Genomic DNA, 21,208 nt, shown 5'->3' on the forward strand with positions numbered 1-21,208 from the left:
GGCGTTGCCGGCATGCTGCAGGAAGCGAGCCTTCAGCCATTCCTCAAACCCTTCAAGCGACTTGCTGCGCTTCGGGCTCGCGTAGGGCGCCCAGCCGCCCTGGCGCAGATAACGTTTGACGGTGTTCCTGCTGACACCGAGTTCATCGGCGATGCGCTGAGTGCCCCAGCCACAGGCCTTCAGGCGGAGCATGGCGGCGACATCCTCTGGGCTCTGCATCGGTTCCCCTCGTACCTGAGTGTGGGGAACGTTATATCCGGGTTGCTGCATCAATGGACCCTCCAGGTGAGCTCACGGAGGGGTCAGTTTTCCGTGTCGCCTGGGGGTCAGTTTTACGTGTCGCCTGACACGGCTTCTGCAGGCGCAGTGGCTGGCTTGCCCATGGCCGTCTTCGCGGCGGCTGGGAATGGCGAGCTGCCACTATCTCCCGGGTGGGGCGGGCTCGCGCTGACGGTGGTGCTGGTACCTGTCCTGGTCGTCGCCGGGCTGGCCTATCGCCGCAGGTTGACGAAAGAGGCCGAGCGGCTGCGGGCCGGGCGGGAAGAACTGGCGACCATCCTCGACAGCGTCGATGCCTGCATCTACGTCAAGTCGGCCGACCTGCGCTATCAATACGTCAACCACAAGACCGCCCAGAGCATCGGCTTGCCGGTCGACTCGATCCTTGGCAAGACCGACTTCGACCTCTTCGATATGAACATGGCCGCGGATCTGCGCTTCAACGATCAGCGGGTGTTGCAGCAGGGGGAGAAGGTAGTGGCCGAAGAGGGCCACGTGATGGCCACGGGCGACACCATCCGTACCTATCTGTCGATCAAGCTACCGCTGCATGCCGCCGACGGCTCGATCCGAGCGCTCTGCGGTATCTCCACCGACGTCACCGAGTATCGTGACATCCAGGAGAGCAAGTACCGCCTGACCTATTACGATCCCCTGACCGGCCTCCCCAACCGCCGCCTGTTGCTGGATCGCCTCGGCATGGTCGTCAAGGGCACGCGTCGCAGCGAGCGTTATGCGGCATTGCTGTTCATCGACCTGGACGATTTCAAGGTCGTCAACGAGACCCAGGGACTTTACAGTGGCGACCGGCTGCTGAGCCGGGTGGCTCGTTGCCTGGAGGAGGTGGTGCGGGAAAGCGATACCCTGGCGCGCTTGGGGGCGGATGAGTTCGTCCTGCTCATTCACGACCTGGGGCTCGACGTGGAGCAGGCCGCTCATGCCGCCGAGCGTGTGGCCGAGAAGCTGCTGAGCCAGATCGTCAATGCCCGCGCCGAGGAAGACCGGCTGCCGACGCTGCCCATCACCGCCAGTATCGGCATCACGCTGTTCGCCGACGGTGACGCCAACGTCGAGACGGCCATGCGACAGGCAGACATCGCCCTGCAGCAGGCCAAGGCGGCAGGTGGGAATACGCTGCGCTTCTTCAATGCCGAGATGCAGGCCGACGTGATGGAGCGGGTGTCGCTCGAGGCCGACCTGCATCAGGCGCTGGCACGCGACGAGCTGTGCCTGCACTATCAGGTTCAGGTCGACAGCCGCGCCAGCGTGATCGGTGTCGAGGCCCTGATTCGCTGGAACCATCCCAAGCGCGGCCTGGTCCCGCCGATGCTGTTCATTCCCCTGGCGGAAAAGAACCGGCTGATCCTGCCGATCGGCTACTGGGTGCTCGAAACGGCTTGCCGGCAGCTGGCCGAATGGGCCAAGGAGCGCGACACGGAGAGCCTCTACATTGCGGTCAACGTCAGCTCGGTTCAGTTTCACCAGACCGACTTCGTGGCTCGCGTGCAGCACGCACTGGAGGTGACCGGTGCCGATCCGGCCCGGCTGGTGCTGGAGGTGACCGAAAGTCTGCTGATGGAGGATCCACAGTGGGTGCGCGAGATCATGCTGCGTCTCAGCAAGCTCGGCATTCGTTTCGCCCTGGACGACTTCGGCACGGGGTTCTCTTCGCTCAACTATTTGAAGCGACTGCCACTGCATGGCCTGAAGATCGACAAGTCGTTCGTCAACGGCGTGCTCGAAGACCCGGTGGACGCCGCCATCGTCAATACCACCATCACGCTGGCGGAGAGCCTCGGCCTGGAAGTCACCGCGGAGGGGGTCGAAAGCGAAGCCCAGCATCGCTGGTTGCTCGAACATGGCTGCCAGGTGTTTCAGGGCTACTATTTCGGCCGGCCGCAGGCGCGGGACAACCTGAAGCTGATGTTGGCCGAGAGCTTCATCCCCACCTGAGGGAAAGTGTCACGTTGTGTTTCCTCCTTTTCCTGTTGTTGCTGGGTTAAGCTGGTGCTTACGTGTTGCCGGAGGAATCGCTTCCTCTGCCATGCCTACCACCACAACGGAGAGTTTCATGTCCTTACGACCCTGGGTTGCCGCTGCCGTGTTGATGTTCCCGCTGACGGCACTGTCCGATACGCCCAACATCGTGCCGGGCCAGTGGCAGTTCACCAGCACCACTTCCGTCAAGGGCGACGTGCCGATTCCCGATCAGACGGAGAGCCATCAGGAGTGCATCGTGCAGGGCGACCTCGACGATGCCGACTTCCAGTTCCTCGAAGTCGAAGAGGGCTGCGAGCTGCTCGAGCACAACGTCTCCGCCGATGGCGTCGATTACCGCATGATCTGTCGTGCCGAGGGTGGCGAGGCCAACATCGACGGTCGCATGGACTTCTTGGGAGAGCGGGTCGAAGGCAGCGTCAACATCGACACCGAATCGCCCATGGGGCAGATGCGTCTCGAAACCGCCATCGAGGGCGAACGCCTCGGCGAATGCTGAGCGCACGTCTCGCTGACGTCGCAGGAGGGCCACCCAGGGTGGCCCTCATCGCTTTCAGGTTCTGGCTTGGGTGAGGCGTGTCAGCGCGGGTTGGTCGGAACCTCTCCCATCTCGGTTTCCAGCCGTCGCTTCACGTCTCCGGGAGAGCCGGTATGGCGTGCCAGCAGGTCGTAGGCCACCGGTACCACGAACAACGTGAAGAAGGTGGCGGCGGCCACGCCGGCCATGATCACCGTACCGATCACCATGCGCGATTCGGAACCGGCGCCGGTGGAGAGAATCAGCGGAATGGCGCCGGCCATGGTGGTCACCGCCGTCATCAGGATCGGGCGCAGGCGCGTCACGGCAGCATCGAGCAGGGCATCGCGGAAGGCCAGACCCTGATCGCGCAGCTGATTGGCGAACTCGACGATGAGAATGCCGTTCTTGGCCGCCAGGCCGATCAGCATGACCAGCCCCACCTGACTGTAGATGTTGAGCGATTGTCCGGTCAGCAACAGGCCGAGCAGGGCGCCGCTCATGGCCAGGGGCACGGTGAGCATGATCACGAAGGGGTGCACGAAACTCTCGAACTGGGCCGCCAGCACCAGGAACACCACCAGCGCACCCAGCACCAGCAGGAAGGTGGTGGCGCCGCTGGCCTCGCGATAGTCGCGCGAGGGGCCGGCCACGTTGGTCTGGGCCTCGGGCGGGAGAATCTCGTTGGCCGTCTGCTCCAGATACTCCAGCGCTTCGCCCAACGGGTAGCCATCCACCAGGTTGGCTTCGATGGTGATGGAGCGTATGCGGTTGAAGCGGTTGAGAGTACTGGCACCCGCGTAGTCGGTCAGGGTCACCAGGCTGGCCAGGGGGATCAGCTCGCCCGAGCGTGCCGAGCGCACCTGGATGTTGTCCAGCGCGCGGGGGCTGTTCTGCCGGGCCCGGTCGCCCTCGAGGATGACGTCGTACTCCTCGCCGTCATCCACGTAGCGCGTCACGTTGCGTCCGCCCAGCAGCACCTCCAGGGTGCGGCCGATCTCGGTCACCGTGACCCCGAGCGAAGCCGCCCGTTCGTAGTCGATGTCCACGCGCAGCTGTGGCTGGGTTTCGCGATAGTCGCTCTCCAGGCCCGCCAGGCGCGGGTTGTGCTCGCGAATGTGCTCGAACATCAGATCGCGCCACTCGGCGAGCTGCTCGTAGGTGCCGCCACCCAGCACGAACTGCACCGGCTTCTGCACGCGCTGGCCGAAACCCTGCCGCATCACCGGGCTGGCCTGTATGCCGGGAAGATCGGCCAGCAGCCCGCGCACCTCGTCCATGATCTCCCAGGCGCTGCGGCGCTGCCCCCAGTCGGCCATGTTGATGATGGCGAAGCCGCCGTTGTAGTTCTCGATGTTGCCGAAGCCCCGCGGCGCACGGATCACCACGCGTTCGAGTTCGCCCGAGTCCAGCAGCGGCTGCAGGCGCAGCTCGATCTCGTCCATGTAGTCCATCATGTAATCGAAGGTGGCGCCTTCGGGACCGTTGACCAGGATGATGAAGTTGCCACGATCTTCGCGTGGGGTGTACTCGTTGGGCAGCTGTTCGGCCATCCACACGGTGGCCGCGATCAGCGCGACGAACACGGCCAGCACCGCCAGGCGCGCCTTGAGCACGATTTCGAGCAGCGCACGGTAGATGCGCTGCGACAGTTCCAGCAGCCACTGCACGCCGCGGGCCGCCAGGCTGTCGCCCATGTTGGGCTTGAGGATCTTCGAGGCCATCATCGGCGTGAGCGTCAGCGCCAGCAGGCTGGATATTGCCACCGCCGCGGCCATGGTCAGGGCGAACTCGGAGAACAGCCGGCCCACGTTGCCCTGCAGAAAACTCAGCGGCACGAACACCGCGATCAGCACCAGGGTGGTGGCGATGACGGCGAAGGCGATCTGCCGGGTGCCGCGGAAGGCCGCCACCAGCGGCGTTTCGCCATAGTCGTGCATGCGCCGGTTGATGTTCTCGAGTACCACGATGGCATCGTCGACGATCAGGCCGATGGCCAGCACCAGGGCCAGCAGGGTGAGCAGGTTGATCGAGAACCCCATGGCGGCCAGCGCGATGAACGAGCCGATGATGGCGATGGGCACCGTCACCGCCGGCACCAGAGTGGTACGCACGTTGCCGAGGAACATGAAGATGACCACCACCACCAGCCCCATGGCGATGAACAGCGTGATCACCACCTGCTCGATGGCCCCGGCGACGAACACCGAGGCATCGAAGTTGAGGCTCATCTGCATGCCCTCGGGCAGGGTGGTCTGCAACCGCTCCATCTCCGCCTGGACCCCCTGGGAGAGCTCCAGCACGTTGGCGGTGGACTGCATCATGATGCCGAGCCCCACCATCGGCACGCCGTTGGCGCGGAACACCGAGCGGTCGTCCACCGAGCCCACCTCGACCCGGGCCACGTCGCCCAGGCGTATCAGGTAGCCGTCGCTGCCCTGGCCGATGGCCAGGCGGCGGAAATCCTCCGCCTCGGCGAAGCTGCGCGGCAGGCGCACGATGAACTGGCGCTCGCGGGACTCGATGGAGCCGGCGGGTAGCTCGACGTTCTCGGCGCGCAGGGCGTTTTCCACGTCGCTCACCGTCAGGTTGCGCGCCGCCAGGGCATTACGATCGAGCCACACGCGCATGGCGTAGTCGCGCCCGCCGCCCAGCCGTACCCGGGCCACGCCGGGCTGCACCGAGAGGCGGTCGACCAGGTAGCGGTTGGCGTAGTCGGTCAGCTCCGGCATGGAGTAGCCCTCGCCGGAGAGGCTGAGCCACACCACGATCTCTTCGCTGGAGTCGGCCTTCTGCACCTCGGGAGGATCGGCATCGTCGGGCAGATTGCGCTGGGCGCCGGCAATGCGGTCACGCACGTCGTTGGCGGCGGCGTCGATATCCATGCCCAGATTGAATTCGATGTTGATGCGCGAGCGGCCGTCCTCGCTGGAAGAGGTGACCACCTCGATGCCTTCGATCCCGGCAATCCGATCCTCCAGCACCTGGGTGATGCGCGACTCGACCACGTTGGCCGCCGCCCCGGGATAGCGGGTGTCGATGCTCACCACCGGCGGGTCGATGGCCGGGTACTCCTGCAGCGACAGCCGCTCCAGCGAGAGCAGGCCGAAGGCGACGATCAGCAGGGCCAGTACCGTGGCCAGGACCGGCCGCTGTACGGAGATGTCGGAGAGGCGCATCAGGCGTCTCCCTCGTCGCGATGCGCCTCGAGAATCTCGCGAATGGACGTCTCCTCGTCGGCAATGCCGAGCAGTTGCACACGATCGCCCTCCCGGGCGCGCTGCACGCCATGAGAGACGATCAGCTCATCAGGCTCCAGCCCCTCGAGAATCTCGGCCTGGCCGATACGGCGCTCGCCGACACGCACCTCGCGCCGCTCCACGCGGTTCTCGTCGCTCTCGTCGATCACCAGCACGTACTGCCGGTCGCCGCTGGGAATCAGCGCCGCTTCGGGCACCACCACGGCCTGGCGCGGGCTGCGCTGCAGGATCACTTCCATCAGCATGCCCGGACGCAGGCGCAGCTCGGGGTTGTCGATCTCGGCGCGTATCGTCACGCTGCGGCTCACGGGGTCGATCCGTGAGCCGATGCTGCTCACCTCGCCCTCGAACAGCTCGTCGGGGAAGGCCACGCTGCGGGCGGAGAGCGGCAGGCCGGGTTCGAGGATCGCCAGATAGAGCTCCGGCACGCTGAAGTCGAGCTTCATCACGTCGAGCTTGTCCAGGGTCACCAGCTCGGTGCCGGGGGTGACCAGGCTGCCGACGCTGATGTTGCGAAAGCCGACCACGCCGTCGAAGGGGGCGCGCAGGCGATAGTTGGTCAGCCGCGCTTCCAGCCCCTGGATCTCGGCCTCTACCTGGCGCAGCCGCGCCTGGCTGTCTTCCACGTCGGCCCGCGGCGCCATGTTGCGGCTCTGCAGCTGGGTCAGGCGCTCCACCGCGCTGCGGCGTTCGTCGCGCAGGGCCTGGGCGGCGCGCAGCTGAGCCTGCTCCTCACCATCCTCCAGACGGATCAGCATCCGGCCGGCCTCCACCGCTTCTCCATCGCGGAAGTTCAGCTCGGCGACGAGCTCGGTCACCGTGGCGGAAAGGGTCACGCTCTCGTCAGCGCGCAGCGTACCCAGCGCCTCCAGCGGGTCGGACCAAGGCTGCAGCGCAGCGCGGGCGCCGATCACGGCGGTGCGGTCCTGAGCCGCCAGCGGCAGCGAGACGGCCAGCAGCAGGCAGAGCGGTGCCAGCCAGCGCCAGGCTCCGGAAAAAGAAGTGCGCGATGTGGTCATGGGTGGCTCTTGTCGTGGTTTTCGGGTCGCGACGGAAGCCAACTCCTTTGGCTTCAGAAAGCACTGAACGAATTGGCGAGCTAGACGAAGCGCAACGCAGCGATTCGTTCGCGTAGCCAATGAGTGCAGAGCTTCCTTAACAGGCTACTCATATTGGCCCGTACCAATATGACAACAAATTCGCAATATCCTATCTACTTCCAGGCTTTGATTGTACAGGTTTTGCACAGCTTTTTCCTGCTGTGCCGATTCGTGCAAGTTCGCCACCTCTGCAAGATCCTCCTAGCGCTCTGCAAGATTCTCCAAGCGTAACCGATTTGTAACGACGATGCTGAGTCTCGTGAGCCGGGGCAAAGGCGCCGGACTCCGACAACAGCAAGCTTGGATAAAAACCTGAAATGGGGAGAAAGACCATGAGCAAGCTGATGCAGGGTGTCGTGCGCTTCTGGCGCGAAGAAGAGGGTACCGAGGTGGTGGAATGGGCCTTGGTTGGTGGGCTGATTGTGGCGGTTGGAGCAGCCGTTTTTGCAGCTATTGGTACAGAAGTAAAAACGCAACTCGACAAGGTTCTAACTCTGCTTGGTGGAACGCCTTCTTGAAATGAAAAGAGTATGGGCGCCTTTTTGGCGCCCATATCTATAACTTTTGATTACAAGGATTACTATGCCTTACATCTTACAAGGGCTTTGCGTGCTTGTGGTTTTAAGCGCAGCGATATGGGACCTAGCTGCTCGCCGCATCCCCAACCCCCTTATTCTGGCCGGGGCCGCCGTGGGATTTCTGCTGCACGGGTGGGCAGCGGGAGCCGGCGGTGTCCTGGCCGCCATCTACGGCCTTGTGGTCGGCTTGGCCATTCTATTGCCGGGTTACCTGATGGGATTTACCGGCGCCGGAGATGCCAAGCTGATGGCGGCGATAGGCACCTTTCTCGGTCCTCTTGGTGTGCTTCAAGCAGCGCTCATCAGTATTGTCGTCGGCGGGCTTATCGCCATGGGCTTTGCTTTAAGTGCACTGATTGACCGCCAGTCGCTTTCCCCCTGGGGGCGATATTCTCTCATGATGCGCACCCTGGTAGTGACCGGAAGACCGCTCTATATTCCGCCCGCCGAGGGTGAGGTGATGGGCAAGAAATTCCCCTTTGCCGTTTCCATTGCCCTGGGTACCACTGCCTGGATCGTCTGGCAGTGGCCGCTGGTCTGAACGCTAATCGAAGCGAGGTACATCGGCATGAATACGAAACTTGACATTACAGGCAGCGAAGATACCGCGCCGCTTGGCTCGTCCATGGCCGCTGCCGCCGATGCCTTGCCGCCGCGTCCTGCCAGCATCGAGGAGACCGGGCTCTCGCCGCTCTACCTGATGGACCTGCTCTCCAAGCAGCTGCTCGAACAGGGCGTGCTCGACCTGCACCAGCTCAGCCGCGGCGCGGCCCTGGCCGGCAGCGTGGTGGAAACGCTGTGCCACCTGCTGCGCCGGGAGGGGCGCGCCGAGGTGCGCGGCCAGGGTGAGAGCGGCGCGCTGCGCTTCGGCCTCACCGAACTGGGCCGCGCCGCCGCCATGGAGGCCCTGGCCCGCGACGGCTATGCCGGGCCGGCGCCGGTACCGCTGGAGGTCTACACCGCCCGGGTGCGGGCTCAGGCTCTGAGCGACGTGGGCATCTCCCGCAGCGCAGTGATGGCGGCCTTCGCCGATACCGTGGTCGAGCCGGCGCTGCTCGACCAGCTCGGGCCCGGGCTGCACTCGGGCAGGGCGATGTTCATCCACGGCGAGCCTGGCACTGGCAAGAGCTACATGGCACGCCGCCTGGTGCGCCTGCTGCCCGGTGAGGTGCTGGTGCCCCACGCCATTCTGGCGGGAGGCAAGGCGGTACGCTGCTTCGATCCCTCGGTGCACAGCCAACTGGCGCCGCCCGGAACCGATCCTGCCGCTGCGGCGCTGCTGCTGGCGGAGGGGCACGACCCGCGCTTCGTGCGCTGCCGGCGACCCTGTGTGGTTACCGGGGGTGAGCTGACCATGGAGCGGCTGGAGGTCCAGTACGACCACGCGACCCATATTCATCAGGCGCCGATTCAGCTGCTGGCCAACAACGGGATGCTGGTGATCGACGACCTGGGCCGCCAGCGCATGACGCCCATGGAGCTGTTCAACCGCTGGATCGTGCCGCTGGAGGAGCGCCGCGACTTCCTGGCGCTGGCCAACGGCTACCACTTCAGCGTGCCCTTCGACGTGGCGCTGGTGTTCTCCACCAACCTGGACCCGCTCACGCTGGCCGATGCCGCCTTCCTGCGCCGCATCGGCTACAAGATCCGCTTCGCTCCGCTGAGCCGCGAGGCCTACCGGGAGATCTGGGCCCTCCAGTGCCGGGAAAGCGGCATCGGCTTCGACCCGGCCCTGGTCGATTTCGTCATCTACGAGCTGCATGCCCGCCTCGGCGTACCGCTGCTGGCCTGCCACCCCCGCGACCTGCTGGGGCTGGCGGGTGATCACCTGCGCTACTGGGGCGGCGAAACCCTCGACCGCGAGATGCTCGCCTGGGCTTGGCAGACCTACTTCGGAGACTTCACGAGCGATGACCGCACAGGCGGTGACGCCCACACGAGCGGGAGGACCGCGTCATGAAGAAGAAAGGCATTGTCACGATGTTCTGCGTCTCGCTGCTGATGGCCGGCGGTGCGGCGCTGATCGCCATGAGCTGGATGCAGGAGCAGCACCAGGAACGCGACGCCCTGACCGAGGCCGGTCAAGTGGTGGTGGCGGCGCTGCAGATTCCCTTCGGCACCACGGTGCAGGCCAGCGACCTGCGGGTCATGCGGCTGCCGCCGGAGTCGGTGCCGCCGGGCAGCTTCGACGACATCGAGCGCGTGGTGGGGCGGGTCAGCAACCAGGTGATCTACGCCGGCGAGATTTTGCATGAAGGGCGCGTGGCCGAGCACTTAGGCGGAAGCGCCCTGGCGGCGCTGCTCGACCCCGGCAAGCGGGCCATGAGCGTGCGGGTCGACGACGTGGTCGGCGTGGCCGGTTTCCTGCTGCCGGGCAACCGGGTCGACGTGGTCTCCACCCGCAGCAACGGTAACCGCAACAGCGTGGAGTCGAGGACCGTGCTGCAGAACCTCAAGGTGCTGGCGGTGGATCAGATCGCCTCCCAGGAGCGCGACGGCCCGGTGATCGTACGGGCGGTGACCCTCGAGGTGGACCCCACCCAGGCGGAGACACTGGTCAAGGCCACCCAGGAGGGCAAGGTGCAGCTGACTCTGCGCAATCCGCTGGACCACGAGGAGAAGCCCGACCTGCTGGCGGCCCAGCGCGAACTGCTCAACGTCGAGCCGCCGCGGGAAAGCTATTCGCCGCCGCCACCGCGTGCGGCCCCTGCGGTTCAGCCGCCGCGCCAGGTGATGGTGATACGCGGCACCGAGGCCAGCACCGTGAACGTGCGCAACTGAACCGTCGGCAGCGCAGCAATCCGGGCTGGCGCCGAGGCGGCCGAAGCCTATCAGAACAGGCAGGGGGGAAGCGTCATGAGCATGCAAGGCGAGGGGTGGGGAACGGCGGTGCGGCAGGGAGCGGCGCACACGAGAGCGGCATGGAGGAAAACGGCATGGAAGGGGTGGGCGCTGGCAGTGTGTGCCGCCCTGGCGCTGAGCTGGGCGACGACGCTGCAGGCCCAGGAGAGCACGCGCAGCGTCGCCATGCCGGTGGAGGGGCGCACGGTCTCGGTGGCGGTGGAGCTGAACAAGGCCCAGGTGCTGCAGTTCCCCCGCGCGGTGCGGGTGGTGTCGGTGGGTAACCCCGAGATTGCCGACCTGGTGGTGATGGGCTCGCGCCAGCTCTACGTGCTGGGCAAGTCCACCGGCACCACCAACGTGGTGCTGTGGGATCAGTCGGAGAACATCCAGGGCACTCTCAACGTTACCGTGACCCACGATCTCGAAGCGCTGAAGAGCCACCTGCATGCACTGCTGCCGGACGAGAACATCCAGGTGCGCTCGGCCCAGGACAGCATCGTGCTCAGCGGCGAGGTATCCAGTGCCGAGCGGCTGGATACCGCGCTGCGGCTGGCCACGCGCTTCGCCGGCGGCGGCGAGGACGCGGTGCTCAACCTGATGCAGGTGGGCGGGGCCAACCAGGTGATGCTGGACGTCAAGGTGGCGGAGGTCTCCCGTTCGCTGATCAAGCGACTGGAGGCCAACTTCAACGTCTTCAACGTCGGTTCCTCGGCGTTCAGCGTGGGGGCGGTGAGCGGCGGGGCCACTTTCCCCGATGCCGTCTTCCAGGGGCCGGACGGGGATTTCCGCCTGCCGGTGTTCGAGAGCGGCACGCGCACTCCGCTGGGGCCGATGGTGCGTGAGTTCGCCCCTGCGGTTCCCAGCATCGAGGATACCGGCATCTTCGCCAGCTATCAGCGTAGCGACTACCTGCTCAACCTGGTGCTGGACGCAGCCAGCCGTGAGGGCGTGGCCAAGATCCTCGCCGAGCCCAACCTCACCACCCTGACCGGGCAGCAGGCCCAGTTCCTGGCCGGTGGCGAATTCCCCATTCCGGTGCCCCAGGGCAACGGCCAGGTGGCCATCGAGCACAAGGAGTTCGGCGTCGGTCTGAGCTTCCTGCCGGTGGTGCTGGATTCCGGCTCGATCAACCTGCAGGTCAACGTTTCCGTCTCCGATCTGGTGCCCGCCAACAGCCTGCGGGTCGGGGTGGGCGATCAGGTGTCGGCGCAGTTCTTCGTGCCGGCGCTGGTCAAGCGCAGCGCCAGCTCCAGCCTGGAACTGGCCTCGGGGCAGACCATCGCCATTGCCGGCATGCTCAACGAGAGCCTGCGCGAGAACGTCTCCAAGTTCCCCGGCCTCGGCGACCTGCCGGTACTTGGTGCACTGTTCCGCAGCCAGGAGTTCATCAAGGAGCAGACCGAGCTGGTGATCTTCGTCACGCCGCGGCTGGCGCGCTCCTTCGCACCGGAGCAGGTGCGGCTGCCCACCGGTTCGTTCGTGGCGCCCAGCGACCTGGAGTTCTATCTGCTCGGTCGCTTCCAGGCCCGTGACGACGACGGCGGCACGCGGCCCCGCCCCAGCAGCCTGGATCTGGAACTGATGTCGAGCCGCCGTGCGGGCGGCACCGAGGGCCGCTTCGGCCATGACCTGTGAACCGAACGCCACGACGGAGGTGTCCGCCATGTTCGCACTGAACCCTTTTGCCGGCCTCGGCCATGCCACGCATCGCCCGCTCACCCGAGGCATCCGGCTGGCAGCGCTTGCTGCCGCCGTGGGGCTGGCCGGCTGCGCGGCCCAGCCCGGCGCCGATCTGCCGCCCTTCGGCGAGACGGTACAGCACACCAAGCGGCTGCAGACCTACGAGCCCGGCGATGAGGCCCCGGCGCTGGGGGGCGCCAAGGCGGCCGAGGCGATGCGCAACTACCGCAGCGGCGGGGCGGGGCTGCAGCCGCTGCCCATGAGCCCCAGTTCGCTGCCCTGAACTCTGTCAAGAGCAATCTGCCAAGAGCAAGGCACGCAACGAGCGGGAACGGCAACACCGGTACCGGCGCCGAGAGCGCCGGTGAACGAAGGCTGACGACCAACGGGGATTCGCCATGCTGACACGGCTCGAGATACGGCTGGTGGGGCGCTCCAGGACGGACATGGAGGCGCTGGAGGCGCTGCTGCGCAGCCAGGGCGGCATCGATGTCACGCTGCGGCAGTTGATCAACGGCTGCGTCGACCCTCTGGAGGGCATCGAGACGCTGCCCGATGCCCTGGTGCTGATGGTGGGGGAGAGCTGGGAGGCGGAGCTGATGGCGCTGTGCGAACGCCCTGCCGGCGAGCGACCGCCGCTGCTGGTAGTCGGCCCCAAGGGCAACGTGGAGCTGATTCGCTTGGCCATGCGCGCCGGCGCCCGAGACTACTTCTCGCCGCCCATCGACGACGGCGAGATCGGCCGTTTCCTGCGTGAAATCGTTCGTGACCGGCGCGAAGAGCTGGCGTTCCCCACTGCCAGCCTGACTGCGGTGATCAATGCCAAGGGCGGCTCCGGGGCCAGCCTGGTGGCGGCCAACCTGGCCCACCGGCTGACGGTGGAGGGCAAGGAGTGCGCGCTGGTCGACATGGACGTGCAGTTCGGCTCGCTGCCGCTCTATTTCAATCTGATCCCCGACCACGGCCTGGTCCAGGCGCTGGACGCTGCCGACAGCCTCGACAGCCTGGCCATGTCGGCCTATGTCCAGCATCACGAGAGTGGGCTTGGTCTGCTGGCGTCGTCGCCGGAGGACCGCGTGAATCTCTCCGAGGTACCGGAGAGCCGGGTCGAGCAGCTGCTGCACGTGCTGGGCCAGGACCATGAAGAGGTGGTGGTCGATCTGCCGCGCTGGATCAACGGTGCCACCGCCTGCGTGCTCGAGCGCGCCGACCGCGTGCTGATGGTGATGCAGCAGAGCGTGGCGCATCTGCACGACGCCCAGCGCCTGCGCGACATCCTGGTGCACGAGCTCGGGCTGCCGACCGCGCGACTGGTGGTCGTGGTCAATCGCTACGACAAGCGCAACGAGGTATCGCTGGGCGCCATCGGCGATGCCCTGCCGGGGCTGCCGCTCCACACCCTGCCCAACGACTACCGCCATGCCAGCCAGAGCATCAACGTTGGCAGCCCGCTGATCGAGCTGGCGCGCAAGGCGCCGCTGACCCGCGCGCTCAAGGCATTGGCGCTGGCGCTGATGACGCCGCGGGAGCCGCCGGTGCCCGCCCGCCGCTGGTCGCTGCGGCTGTGGAATCGTACCCAACATTGACCCTTGCTGACCGGGAGACGGCCATGAATTTTCGCGAACGCATGATGGCAGGAGAAGAGGAGCGTGGCTGGGGCAATCGTGTCGGCCTGTCGCCCCCCGAGCAGGAGTGCAAGCAGCGGCTGTTCCGTCAACTGGTCAAGGTGATGGACCTGGCACTGCTCAGCAGCCTGGAGGAGCGCGAGGCCCGTAGCCAGGTGCAGCAGGTGTGCGAGGCGTTGATGAGCAAGGAGTCGCTGCCGTTCAACGCGGCCGTGCGCCAGCGCATCGTCAGCGAACTGCAGGACGAGGTGCTGGGCCTGGGGCCGCTGGAGACGCTGCTGGCCGACAAGAGCATCTCCGACATCCTGGTCAACGGCACCAACCCGATCTACGTGGAGCGCCGCGGCAAGCTGGAGCAGACCCGGCTGCGCTTCGACAGCGACCAGCACCTGATGACCATCATCGACCGCATCGTGTCGAGCGTCGGGAGGCGCGTCGACGAGTCCTCGCCGATGGTCGATGCGCGCCTCAAGGACGGCTCGCGGGTCAACGCGGTGATCCCGCCGCTGGCCATCGACGGGCCCATGCTGTCGATCCGCCGCTTCGCCGTGGACCGGCTCACGACCGAGAACCTGATTGCCCACGGCAGCCTGTCGCCGGTCATCGCCCAGTTGCTGGAGAAGGTGGTCAAGGCGCGGCTCAACGTGCTGGTCTCGGGCGGTACCGGGGCCGGCAAGACCACGTTGCTCAACGTGCTGTCGAGCTTCATCCCGCCCAATGAGCGCATCGTCACCATCGAGGACTCCGCCGAGCTGCAGCTGCAGCAGCCCCATGTCGGCCGGCTGGAGACGCGTCCGCCCAACATCGAGGGGCGCGGCGAGGTGACCCAGCGCGACCTGGTGCGCAACAGCCTGCGCATGCGCCCCGACCGCATCATCGTCGGCGAGGTGCGCGGCGGCGAGGCCTTCGACATGTTGCAGGCGATGAACACCGGCCACGACGGCTCGCTGACCACCATTCACGCCAACACCCCCCGCGACGCCCTGACGCGGATCGAGAACATGGTGGCGATGAGCGGCTACCAGCTGCCGCCCCGTGCGCTGCGCTCGCAGATCGCCTCGGCCATCGATCTGGTGGTTCAGGTGGAGCGCCAGGAGGACGGCGTGCGGCGCCTGGTCAGCGTGCAGGAGGTCAATGGTCAGGAGGGCGAGATCATCACCATGTCGGAGCTGTTCCGCTTCGAGCGCGAGGGGATCGACGAGCATGGCCGGGTGGTGGGGCGCTTCATGGCCACCGGCGTGGTGCCGGGCTTCTACGATCATCTCAAGCGTCGCGGCCTGGATCCGGGGCTGGAGGTGTTCCAGGTGGGGGGAGGCCAGCGGTCATGGATCTGAACCTCAACCTGTCCGATGAGGCGATCTTCATCGGCATGATCTTCACTGCCGCCTTCCTGCTGATGCAGAGCTTCCTGATACCGACGTTCGGCGAGAACCGCAAGGCGCAGAAGCGGATGAAGAGGCGCCTGCAAGTCATTTCGGCCAGCGCCGATCACGGCAAGGCCTCGCTGATGCGGCGCAAGTACCTGCGCCAGCTGTCGCCGCTGGAGAGGGCGCTGGAGGCGCTGCCTGGCATGGCCCGGGTCGAGCGGCTGGTCGAGCAGGCGGGGCGCGAGACCCCGGCCTACCGGGTGGTGCTGCAGAGCCTCGGCCTGGGCGGGGTCTTTGGTGCGGTCGGCTTCCTGCTGCTGCCACAGCCGCTCGGCGTACTGCTCGGGGTGGGCATGGCGGCGCTGCCGTTCATGCGCCTGCAGCGGCTGCGCAGCCAGCGCCTGGCGCGCTTCGAGGAGCAGTTGCCCGATGCCCTGATCATCATGGCGCGGGCTCTGCGCGCGGGGCATCCCTTCAGCGATGCCATGCATCTGGTGGCGGAGGAGATGGCCGACCCCGTCGCCGGCGAGTTCCGTACCACCTTCATGGAGATCAACTACGGCGGTGAGGTGCGCAGCGCCATGCTGGGCATGCTGGAACGGGTGCCGAGCGTGACCGTAATGGTCTTCACCACCTCGGTGCTGATCCAGAAGGAGAGCGGCGGCAACCTGGCCGAACTGCTCGACGGTCTGGCCGCGGTGGTACGCGACCGCTTTCGCTTTCAGCGCAAGGTTCGCACGCTCTCCGCCCAGGGTCGCATGGCGGCCTGGATCCTCTCGCTGCTGCCGTTCGCCCTGGCCGGTGTACTCACCCTGGTGTCGCCGAACTTCCTGCCCATGCTCACCCAGGACCCGGTGGGACGGCAGATGGTCGTGGCGGCGTTCTTCATGATCGTGGTCGGCATCCTGTGGATGCGCCGTATCGTGCGTATCGACGTGTGAGGAGGAAGCCCGCATGAACGTTTCAACCGCTTGGCTCGAGAGCGTCAGTGGCCTGCTGCAGGATCCGCAGGCCATGCAGCTTGGCTTCGCCGCGCTGCTGGGCATGGCCGTGTTCAGCCTTATGGTGGCGCTGGTGCTGCTGGTCATGGGGCTGTCGGATCCGCTGCGGCATCGGCTCAAGCACCTGGAAGCCAGCGCCGAGGCCCCCGGGGGGCGTGGCAAGACGGAAGAGGGTGGGCTGGTTCAGTGGTTGGGGCCCATGGGCGAGAAGTTGATCCCCGAAAAGGGCGAGGTTCGCAGCCGCATTGCCATGGAACTGCGCCATGCCGGCAAGCGCTCGCCGTCGGCCGTCAGCCTGTTCTACGGTATACGCCTGCTGCTGACCGTGGTGCCGCCGCTGCTGGTGCTGCTGCTGGTCATCCCCTTCGTGCGCCTTCCACCGGCGGTAGCCGTACTGCTGCTGATCATTCCGGCCATCGTCGGCTATCTGCTGCCGCGTTTCTGGCTGGAGCGGGCGATACGCCAGCGTACTCAGCAGCTGCGCCGTGGCCTGCCCGATGCCCTCGATCTGCTGGTGGTGTGCAGCGAGGCCGGTCTCGGGCTGGGGGCGGCGATCCAGCGGGTGGCGCGCGACCTGGAGGTGAGCCACCCGGAGCTGGCCGACGAGCTGCACCTGTTCGGCATGCAGACCCGTGCCGGCATGGACAACAAGACCGCTCTGCGCGACCTCGAGGAGCGTACCGGCGTGGACGACATTCGCGGCCTGGTGACCACCCTGCTGCAGAGCATGCGCTTCGGTACCAGCATCGCCATGACCCTGCGGCTGTTTGCCGTGGAGCTGCGCGACAGGCGCACTCAGGAGGCGGAGGAGAAGGCCGCCAAGGTCAGTACCAAGATGCTGTTTCCCTTGATTTTCTGTGTCTTTCCCAGCTTCTTCGTGGTGGCTTTGGGGCCGCCGCTGCTGGGTGCGGCGGCCGCCCTGGCGGGGCGCTGAGTCGGCCAATCTCTTCAAACGAGCGGGAGGGGGTGTCATGAAAGCAACAATACAACTCCGGACGGCCTGCGCCATTGCCACGCTGTCCCTGGCGCTGGCCGGCTGTGCCGCCACCGGCGGGGGCATGTCCCAGGAGAGCGACGTCTACGGGGCGCTGGGTGGCGGCGGGTCGTCGGTGGCCTATGGTACCGCCTTCCCGGTGGGCTCCCCCGAGGAGGCCTACCGTAACGGCGAGGCCGCCTTGCGTGCCGGCGACACCGATCGCGCGCTGTTCGAGTACCTGCGCGGTTTGCGCATGGAGCGACGACCCCAGGCCGAAGCCTTGTACCGGGTCGGCATCATTCACCACGGCCGGGGCAACCATGAACTGGCCGACATGGCCTATCGCTGGGTGCTGGAGATCGATCCGCGCCATCCCGGTGCAGGCACCGCGCTTGGCATCATCCTGATCCAGCAGCGTGACTACGATCAGGCCGAGCGCTTCCTCACGCCCATCGCCGCGCGGCGCGATGCGCCTTGGCAGGCCCACAACGCCCTGGGGGTGATCGCCGACATGCGCGCCGACCACGCCACCGCCCAGGGCCACTATGCGCGTGCCCTGGAGACGAATCCGAGAACGCCGCTGGTGCTCAACAACCAAGGCTATTCGCGCTACTTGGCCGGCGACCTGCCGGGGGCGCGTCAGGCGCTGCGCCAGGCGCTCAACGCCAACCCCAACTACGATCTGGCCTGGCGTAACCTGGGGCTGGTGCACGCCCGTGAGGGCGACTACGACACCGCCATCGAGGCGGTGGCCCGGGGCGGCGACCGCGCCAAGGCCTACAACGATATCGGTTACATCTCGATGCTCGAGGGACGCTATCAGGATGCGCTGGGCTTCTTCGAGGAAGCCATGCGGCTGTCGCCGGCCTACTACGTCACCGCCAGCGAGAATGCTCGTAGTCTGGATCAATTGATCCGTCGTAATGGAAGCGAGGTCATCAACTGATCGCCGGACAGCGTTCCGCCATCGTCATGGTCGGAGCGCTGCCCGAGCAGGGAGGGCCAGGCATGAAAGCAATACGCTCGGCGCGCCGCCAGCGTGGCTCGGAGGTGGTGGAGTTCGCCATTTCGGCGTCGCTGCTGTTCATCCTGCTGTTCGGCATCATCGAATTCAGCGTCGCGCTGTTCGACAAGGCGACGCTGACCAACGCCAGCCGCGAAGGGGCCAGAACCGGCATCCTGTTCCGGCCCGAACCGCGCGACAGCGCGAACGAGAACGCCGCCATCGAACAGGCCATCCGCAACTATGCCGAACAGTATCTGATTTCGCTCGGCGGGCCGGCGAGCATGACCATCGACATCCAGCGCATCGACCGCAACGGCAACGGCCGCTTCGATGCCGGCGACGAGATCGTGGTCAGCGTCGACTACCCCTACCAGTTCCTGCTGCTGCCCGGTTTCATCGGCGCCCTGGGCAACGTGCTTGAACTCAATGCCACCACCGTGATGAGGGCGGAATGAGATGAACGTTCGCAATGCAAGGCGCGGCCGTTACGGCTCGCCGCAGCGCCAGCGCGGGGTTTCCATCGTGCTGCTGGCCATCGGTCTTTTCATGCTGCTGGCCTTCACTGCCCTGGCGGTGGACGGCAGCAACCTCTACGTGGCCAGAAACGAGCTGCACAATGCCGCCGACGCCGGTTCCCTGGCCGGAGCGCGGATGCTCTATACCGCCGACGGCAGTTCGGTCAATCCGGATGCCAATCAGATTGCCACCGATGCGGCCATGGCCAACAGCAGCCAGAACGAGACGGTAGAGGTGCTGAGCGCACTGCGCGGCCACTGGAGCTTCGCCACGCGCACCTTCACCCCCAACGACTCCCTCGATCCGGTGGACCTGTTCGGACGCACCGCCGAGGATCTCGATAGCGACCCCAACTTCATCAACGCCGTGGAGGTGGTGACGGCCCGTCAGCAGAGCCAGGTGGAGGCCTTCTTTGGGCGTATCTTCGGCTTCGAGGGTTATGATGTGGTAGCGCGCTCGGTGGCCTACATCGGCTTTGCCGGCAGCCTGCGTCCGGAGGATGTGGACCAGCCCATCGCACTGTGCCGACAGGCGCTGGTGGACCCCTCGGGCAATTATTCCTGCAACGTGGGCCGTTTCATTCCCGAGGGCGACCAGACCGGCGGCTGGACCAATTTTTTGCACGACGACAAAGGGGGGGCCAGCGCCAATGAGGTACGGCCGCTGGTGTGTGGCGACGGCAACCCCAATGAGATGCGCTTCGGCGAGGATATTTCCACCAACAACGGCCAGATTGACTCGGCCTTCGGTGACCTCTACGACTGCTGGGTCGAGAAGACGGCCAAGGAGGAGGTCTGGACGCTGACGCTCCCGGTAATTGACTGTGAAGATGGTGTTTCACCCAGCAATCCGCTGATCGGTGCCGTCACCGTCAATATCGTTTGGATGAATCAGCAGTCCAACCAGATCGACCAGAGGGCGCCGCAGCGGATGCAGCTGCCTCCGGAAGACAGCGGCGGTACCTCGCCAGGCACTTGGAGCCATAGCAGTACCAGCGGGGTGGAGCGTTGGAACAGCTTCGTCGATGCCTTCAATCTGCAAAAGCCGGGCGGGGCCCCCGCGTACTGGAACTCCCAGCAGCAGCAGAGTGGCTGGAAGCAGAAGAGCATCTACTTCCTGCCGAGCTGCAGCTATCACGATCCCAAGGGCCAGACGGGGGGCGAGAACTTCGGCATTCTGGCGCAAATACCCGTCCTGGTGGATTAGTTGATGGGGCAGTCAAACTGGCGCCGGCGAGAGCCGGCGCCATCGTTTTCGCCTTGTTTTCCCGTGGCGCTCAGGGCGAGACTACCTGGGGGCAGGTCGAGTCTTGCAGGTGGTTGGTGCTGATCAAGGGGCGAGAGGCCGGGGTCAGCTTGTCGTACGGATTTATCGGCATCGGTTCCACTACAGCGGCGCTGGCGGGAGGCTGAAGGTTCAAGCGCTGACGGTAGTGTGTCGGCGTATGGCCGACATGCTTCTGAAAGGTTCGCGTGAAGTAGGATAGATCGCGAAAGCCGACGCTGAAGCAGACATCGGTGATGGACGTGCGAGGATTGGCCAGCAGTCGCTTGGCCTCGTCGATGCGCCGCTCGAGCAGGAATCCCTGGAAGGTATTGCCGGTGAGCTTGCGAAACAGCCGACTGAGTTGAAACGAGGTGATGCCGCACTGCGCTGCTACTTCCGCCTGGGCCAGCTTCTGGTGTAGATGCTGTTCGATATAGCTGATGGCCCGCTCCAATTGGAGCTGCTGGCTGCTGCCTGACGTGCAGCAGCGCAAGCGCGCTTCGGGAGGAATCTGGTTGGCGACATCGGGCGCCTGTTTACGCTCTTGAGTGACCGGGCAGAGCGACCGCAACTGATAGAGGCTGCCCACCACCCCCATGAAGCGGGCCAGGTCGACGGGCTGCACGAAGTAGTCCCAAACTCGAGTACGAAAGGCCCATACCGCAAGGCTCTCAGAGTGTGCTTGGGTGATCATCAGCAGAGGCACCGAGGCCGCGCGCTGCTTGGCCTGCCGTAGGTCGGTAAGACCCTGCAGATCGGGGTAATCATATTCGAAGCAGGCAACGACGGGAGGATGAGTCAGCAGAACGGGAAGCGGATCCTGCTCTGTACTGACGAACTCGATGTGGTAACCCTTTTGCCTCAGCGCAACCACATAGTCTCTTTCTTCAGGCTCATTCAGTGTGCGTAGTACGACGAGTACGTAGGCATGAGTGGACATGAGCAGTGTCCCTCCTGAGTCCCTTGCATATGTTGCTTTATGTGTTTTAGTTCTTCAGGCCTACCATGATGTTGTTTATCAGTAATGTCTTTATGTAACCTTTTGTGATGGTCTGTCTTACCCAATGTAATAGATGGAGAGGAAATATCTGGATGATATTTCTCATGCTCCAGTATTAATTTTCTAATCATTGAAATGTAGTCTTCCGTCTGTGCCGCAGTAAATCTAGCACGCTAACGAGACGGTGACCCCGTG

19 protein-coding genes are annotated in these 21,208 nt (G+C 65.4%); 15 read left to right on the plus strand and 4 right to left on the minus strand.

Features of this window, described 5'->3' with window-relative positions:
- The coding region (locus C4S71_RS22880; protein ID WP_307718942.1) for a helix-turn-helix domain-containing protein at positions 1-270 on the minus strand (270 nt) is incomplete at its 3' end.
- A gap of 111 nt (positions 271-381) precedes the next feature.
- Here C4S71_RS22880 and C4S71_RS11420 point away from each other — a divergent pair.
- Both C4S71_RS11420 and C4S71_RS11425 read left to right on the plus strand, forming a co-directional pair.
- Entirely contained in the window at positions 382-2,232 is a 1,851-nt protein-coding gene (locus C4S71_RS11420; protein WP_235014335.1) for a putative bifunctional diguanylate cyclase/phosphodiesterase, read from the plus strand.
- Between the two features lie 118 nt (positions 2,233-2,350).
- Positions 2,351-2,776: a DUF3617 domain-containing protein gene (locus tag C4S71_RS11425; RefSeq protein ID WP_086508476.1), complete on the plus strand. Its 426-nt coding sequence runs from the start codon at positions 2,351-2,353 to the stop codon at positions 2,774-2,776.
- A gap of 80 nt (positions 2,777-2,856) precedes the next feature.
- On the opposite strand, the gene C4S71_RS11430 is transcribed toward C4S71_RS11425, so the two are convergent.
- Positions 2,857-5,973: an efflux RND transporter permease subunit gene (locus tag C4S71_RS11430; protein ID WP_103969196.1), complete on the minus strand. Its 3,117-nt coding sequence runs from the start codon at positions 5,971-5,973 to the stop codon at positions 2,857-2,859.
- Positions 5,973-7,073, minus strand: coding sequence for an efflux RND transporter periplasmic adaptor subunit (locus C4S71_RS11435; RefSeq protein WP_086508474.1), 1,101 nt, complete (start codon positions 7,071-7,073; stop codon positions 5,973-5,975). The genes C4S71_RS11430 and C4S71_RS11435 overlap by 1 nt, the downstream gene beginning before the upstream one ends.
- Positions 7,074-7,486: 413 nt before the next feature.
- Between C4S71_RS11435 and C4S71_RS11440 the strand changes: the two genes are divergently transcribed.
- The 13 genes from C4S71_RS11440 (at position 7,487) to C4S71_RS11500 (ending at position 19,953) form a co-directional block, all read left to right on the plus strand.
- Positions 7,487-7,672 carry a Flp family type IVb pilin gene (locus C4S71_RS11440; RefSeq protein ID WP_103969197.1) on the plus strand — a complete coding sequence of 62 codons (186 nt, stop codon included), beginning with the start codon at positions 7,487-7,489 and terminating at the stop codon, positions 7,670-7,672.
- Between the two features lie 64 nt (positions 7,673-7,736).
- Positions 7,737-8,273 carry an A24 family peptidase gene (locus tag C4S71_RS11445; RefSeq protein WP_235014337.1) on the plus strand — a complete coding sequence of 179 codons (537 nt, stop codon included), beginning with the start codon at positions 7,737-7,739 and terminating at the stop codon, positions 8,271-8,273.
- Between the two features lie 27 nt (positions 8,274-8,300).
- Entirely contained in the window at positions 8,301-9,692 is a 1,392-nt protein-coding gene (locus C4S71_RS11450; protein ID WP_235014339.1) for a P-loop NTPase family protein, read from the plus strand.
- A complete protein-coding gene (gene cpaB / locus C4S71_RS11455) occupies positions 9,689-10,513 on the plus strand; it encodes a Flp pilus assembly protein CpaB (protein ID WP_086508469.1) in 825 nt (274 codons plus the stop codon). Before C4S71_RS11450 ends, cpaB begins: the two co-directional genes overlap by 4 nt.
- A gap of 75 nt (positions 10,514-10,588) precedes the next feature.
- Complete coding sequence (locus C4S71_RS11460) at positions 10,589-12,211, plus strand: type II and III secretion system protein family protein (protein ID WP_235014341.1); 1,623 nt, start codon at positions 10,589-10,591, stop codon at positions 12,209-12,211.
- A 28-nt stretch (positions 12,212-12,239) separates the two neighbouring features.
- On the plus strand, positions 12,240-12,539 hold the full coding sequence (locus C4S71_RS11465; protein ID WP_103969199.1) for a hypothetical protein: 300 nt from the start codon (positions 12,240-12,242) through the stop codon (positions 12,537-12,539).
- Positions 12,540-12,654: 115 nt separating this feature from the next.
- Positions 12,655-13,842, plus strand: a complete 1,188-nt coding sequence (locus C4S71_RS11470; RefSeq protein ID WP_086508466.1) for a CpaE/TadZ family protein — start codon at positions 12,655-12,657, stop codon at positions 13,840-13,842.
- Positions 13,843-13,865: 23 nt separating this feature from the next.
- On the plus strand, positions 13,866-15,215 hold the full coding sequence (locus C4S71_RS11475) for a TadA family conjugal transfer-associated ATPase (protein WP_103969200.1): 1,350 nt from the start codon (positions 13,866-13,868) through the stop codon (positions 15,213-15,215).
- Positions 15,206-16,189, plus strand: coding sequence for a type II secretion system F family protein (locus C4S71_RS11480; RefSeq protein ID WP_103969201.1), 984 nt, complete (start codon positions 15,206-15,208; stop codon positions 16,187-16,189). The genes C4S71_RS11475 and C4S71_RS11480 overlap by 10 nt, the downstream gene beginning before the upstream one ends.
- 13 nt (positions 16,190-16,202) lie before the next feature.
- Positions 16,203-17,183, plus strand: a complete 981-nt coding sequence (locus C4S71_RS11485; RefSeq protein WP_103969202.1) for a type II secretion system F family protein — start codon at positions 16,203-16,205, stop codon at positions 17,181-17,183.
- Between the two features lie 37 nt (positions 17,184-17,220).
- Positions 17,221-18,171 (plus strand): tetratricopeptide repeat protein, encoded by a 951-nt coding sequence (locus tag C4S71_RS11490; protein ID WP_234239768.1) that lies wholly within the window; start codon positions 17,221-17,223, stop codon positions 18,169-18,171.
- A gap of 62 nt (positions 18,172-18,233) precedes the next feature.
- Positions 18,234-18,686, plus strand: a complete 453-nt coding sequence (locus C4S71_RS11495; RefSeq protein WP_103969203.1) for a TadE/TadG family type IV pilus assembly protein — start codon at positions 18,234-18,236, stop codon at positions 18,684-18,686.
- Position 18,687: 1 nt separating this feature from the next.
- Entirely contained in the window at positions 18,688-19,953 is a 1,266-nt protein-coding gene (locus tag C4S71_RS11500) for a pilus assembly protein TadG-related protein (RefSeq protein WP_103969204.1), read from the plus strand.
- Between the two features lie 70 nt (positions 19,954-20,023).
- On the opposite strand, the gene C4S71_RS11505 is transcribed toward C4S71_RS11500, so the two are convergent.
- The gene (locus C4S71_RS11505) at positions 20,024-20,953 is read right to left on the minus strand and encodes a helix-turn-helix transcriptional regulator (RefSeq protein ID WP_103969205.1); all 930 of its coding nucleotides are present in this window, start codon (positions 20,951-20,953) and stop codon (positions 20,024-20,026) included.
- Positions 20,954-21,208: the final 255 nt, after the last annotated feature.

Origin of the sequence: Billgrantia desiderata (assembly GCF_900108215.1) — a bacterium.
Classification (GTDB): domain Bacteria; phylum Pseudomonadota; class Gammaproteobacteria; order Pseudomonadales; family Halomonadaceae; genus Halomonas; species Halomonas desiderata.

Coding starts and splice junctions, on each gene's coding strand:
- C4S71_RS11465 (WP_103969199.1), top strand. CDS start 12,240: ATGTTCGCACTGAACCCTTTTGCCGGCCTCGGCCATGCCACGCATCGC.
- C4S71_RS11470 (WP_086508466.1), top strand. CDS start 12,655: ATGCTGACACGGCTCGAGATACGGCTGGTGGGGCGCTCCAGGACGGAC.
- C4S71_RS11485 (WP_103969202.1), top strand. CDS start 16,203: ATGAACGTTTCAACCGCTTGGCTCGAGAGCGTCAGTGGCCTGCTGCAG.
- C4S71_RS11460 (WP_235014341.1), top strand. CDS start 10,589: ATGAGCATGCAAGGCGAGGGGTGGGGAACGGCGGTGCGGCAGGGAGCG.
- cpaB (WP_086508469.1), top strand. CDS start 9,689: ATGAAGAAGAAAGGCATTGTCACGATGTTCTGCGTCTCGCTGCTGATG.
- C4S71_RS11435 (WP_086508474.1), bottom strand. CDS start 7,073: ATGACCACATCGCGCACTTCTTTTTCCGGAGCCTGGCGCTGGCTGGCA.
- C4S71_RS11450 (WP_235014339.1), top strand. CDS start 8,301: ATGAATACGAAACTTGACATTACAGGCAGCGAAGATACCGCGCCGCTT.
- C4S71_RS11505 (WP_103969205.1), bottom strand. CDS start 20,953: ATGTCCACTCATGCCTACGTACTCGTCGTACTACGCACACTGAATGAG.
- C4S71_RS11420 (WP_235014335.1), top strand. CDS start 382: ATGGCCGTCTTCGCGGCGGCTGGGAATGGCGAGCTGCCACTATCTCCC.
- C4S71_RS11480 (WP_103969201.1), top strand. CDS start 15,206: ATGGATCTGAACCTCAACCTGTCCGATGAGGCGATCTTCATCGGCATG.
- C4S71_RS11490 (WP_234239768.1), top strand. CDS start 17,221: ATGAAAGCAACAATACAACTCCGGACGGCCTGCGCCATTGCCACGCTG.
- C4S71_RS11425 (WP_086508476.1), top strand. CDS start 2,351: ATGTCCTTACGACCCTGGGTTGCCGCTGCCGTGTTGATGTTCCCGCTG.
- C4S71_RS11445 (WP_235014337.1), top strand. CDS start 7,737: ATGCCTTACATCTTACAAGGGCTTTGCGTGCTTGTGGTTTTAAGCGCA.
- C4S71_RS11475 (WP_103969200.1), top strand. CDS start 13,866: ATGAATTTTCGCGAACGCATGATGGCAGGAGAAGAGGAGCGTGGCTGG.
- C4S71_RS11430 (WP_103969196.1), bottom strand. CDS start 5,973: ATGCGCCTCTCCGACATCTCCGTACAGCGGCCGGTCCTGGCCACGGTA.
- C4S71_RS11500 (WP_103969204.1), top strand. CDS start 18,688: ATGAACGTTCGCAATGCAAGGCGCGGCCGTTACGGCTCGCCGCAGCGC.
- C4S71_RS11440 (WP_103969197.1), top strand. CDS start 7,487: ATGAGCAAGCTGATGCAGGGTGTCGTGCGCTTCTGGCGCGAAGAAGAG.
- C4S71_RS11495 (WP_103969203.1), top strand. CDS start 18,234: ATGAAAGCAATACGCTCGGCGCGCCGCCAGCGTGGCTCGGAGGTGGTG.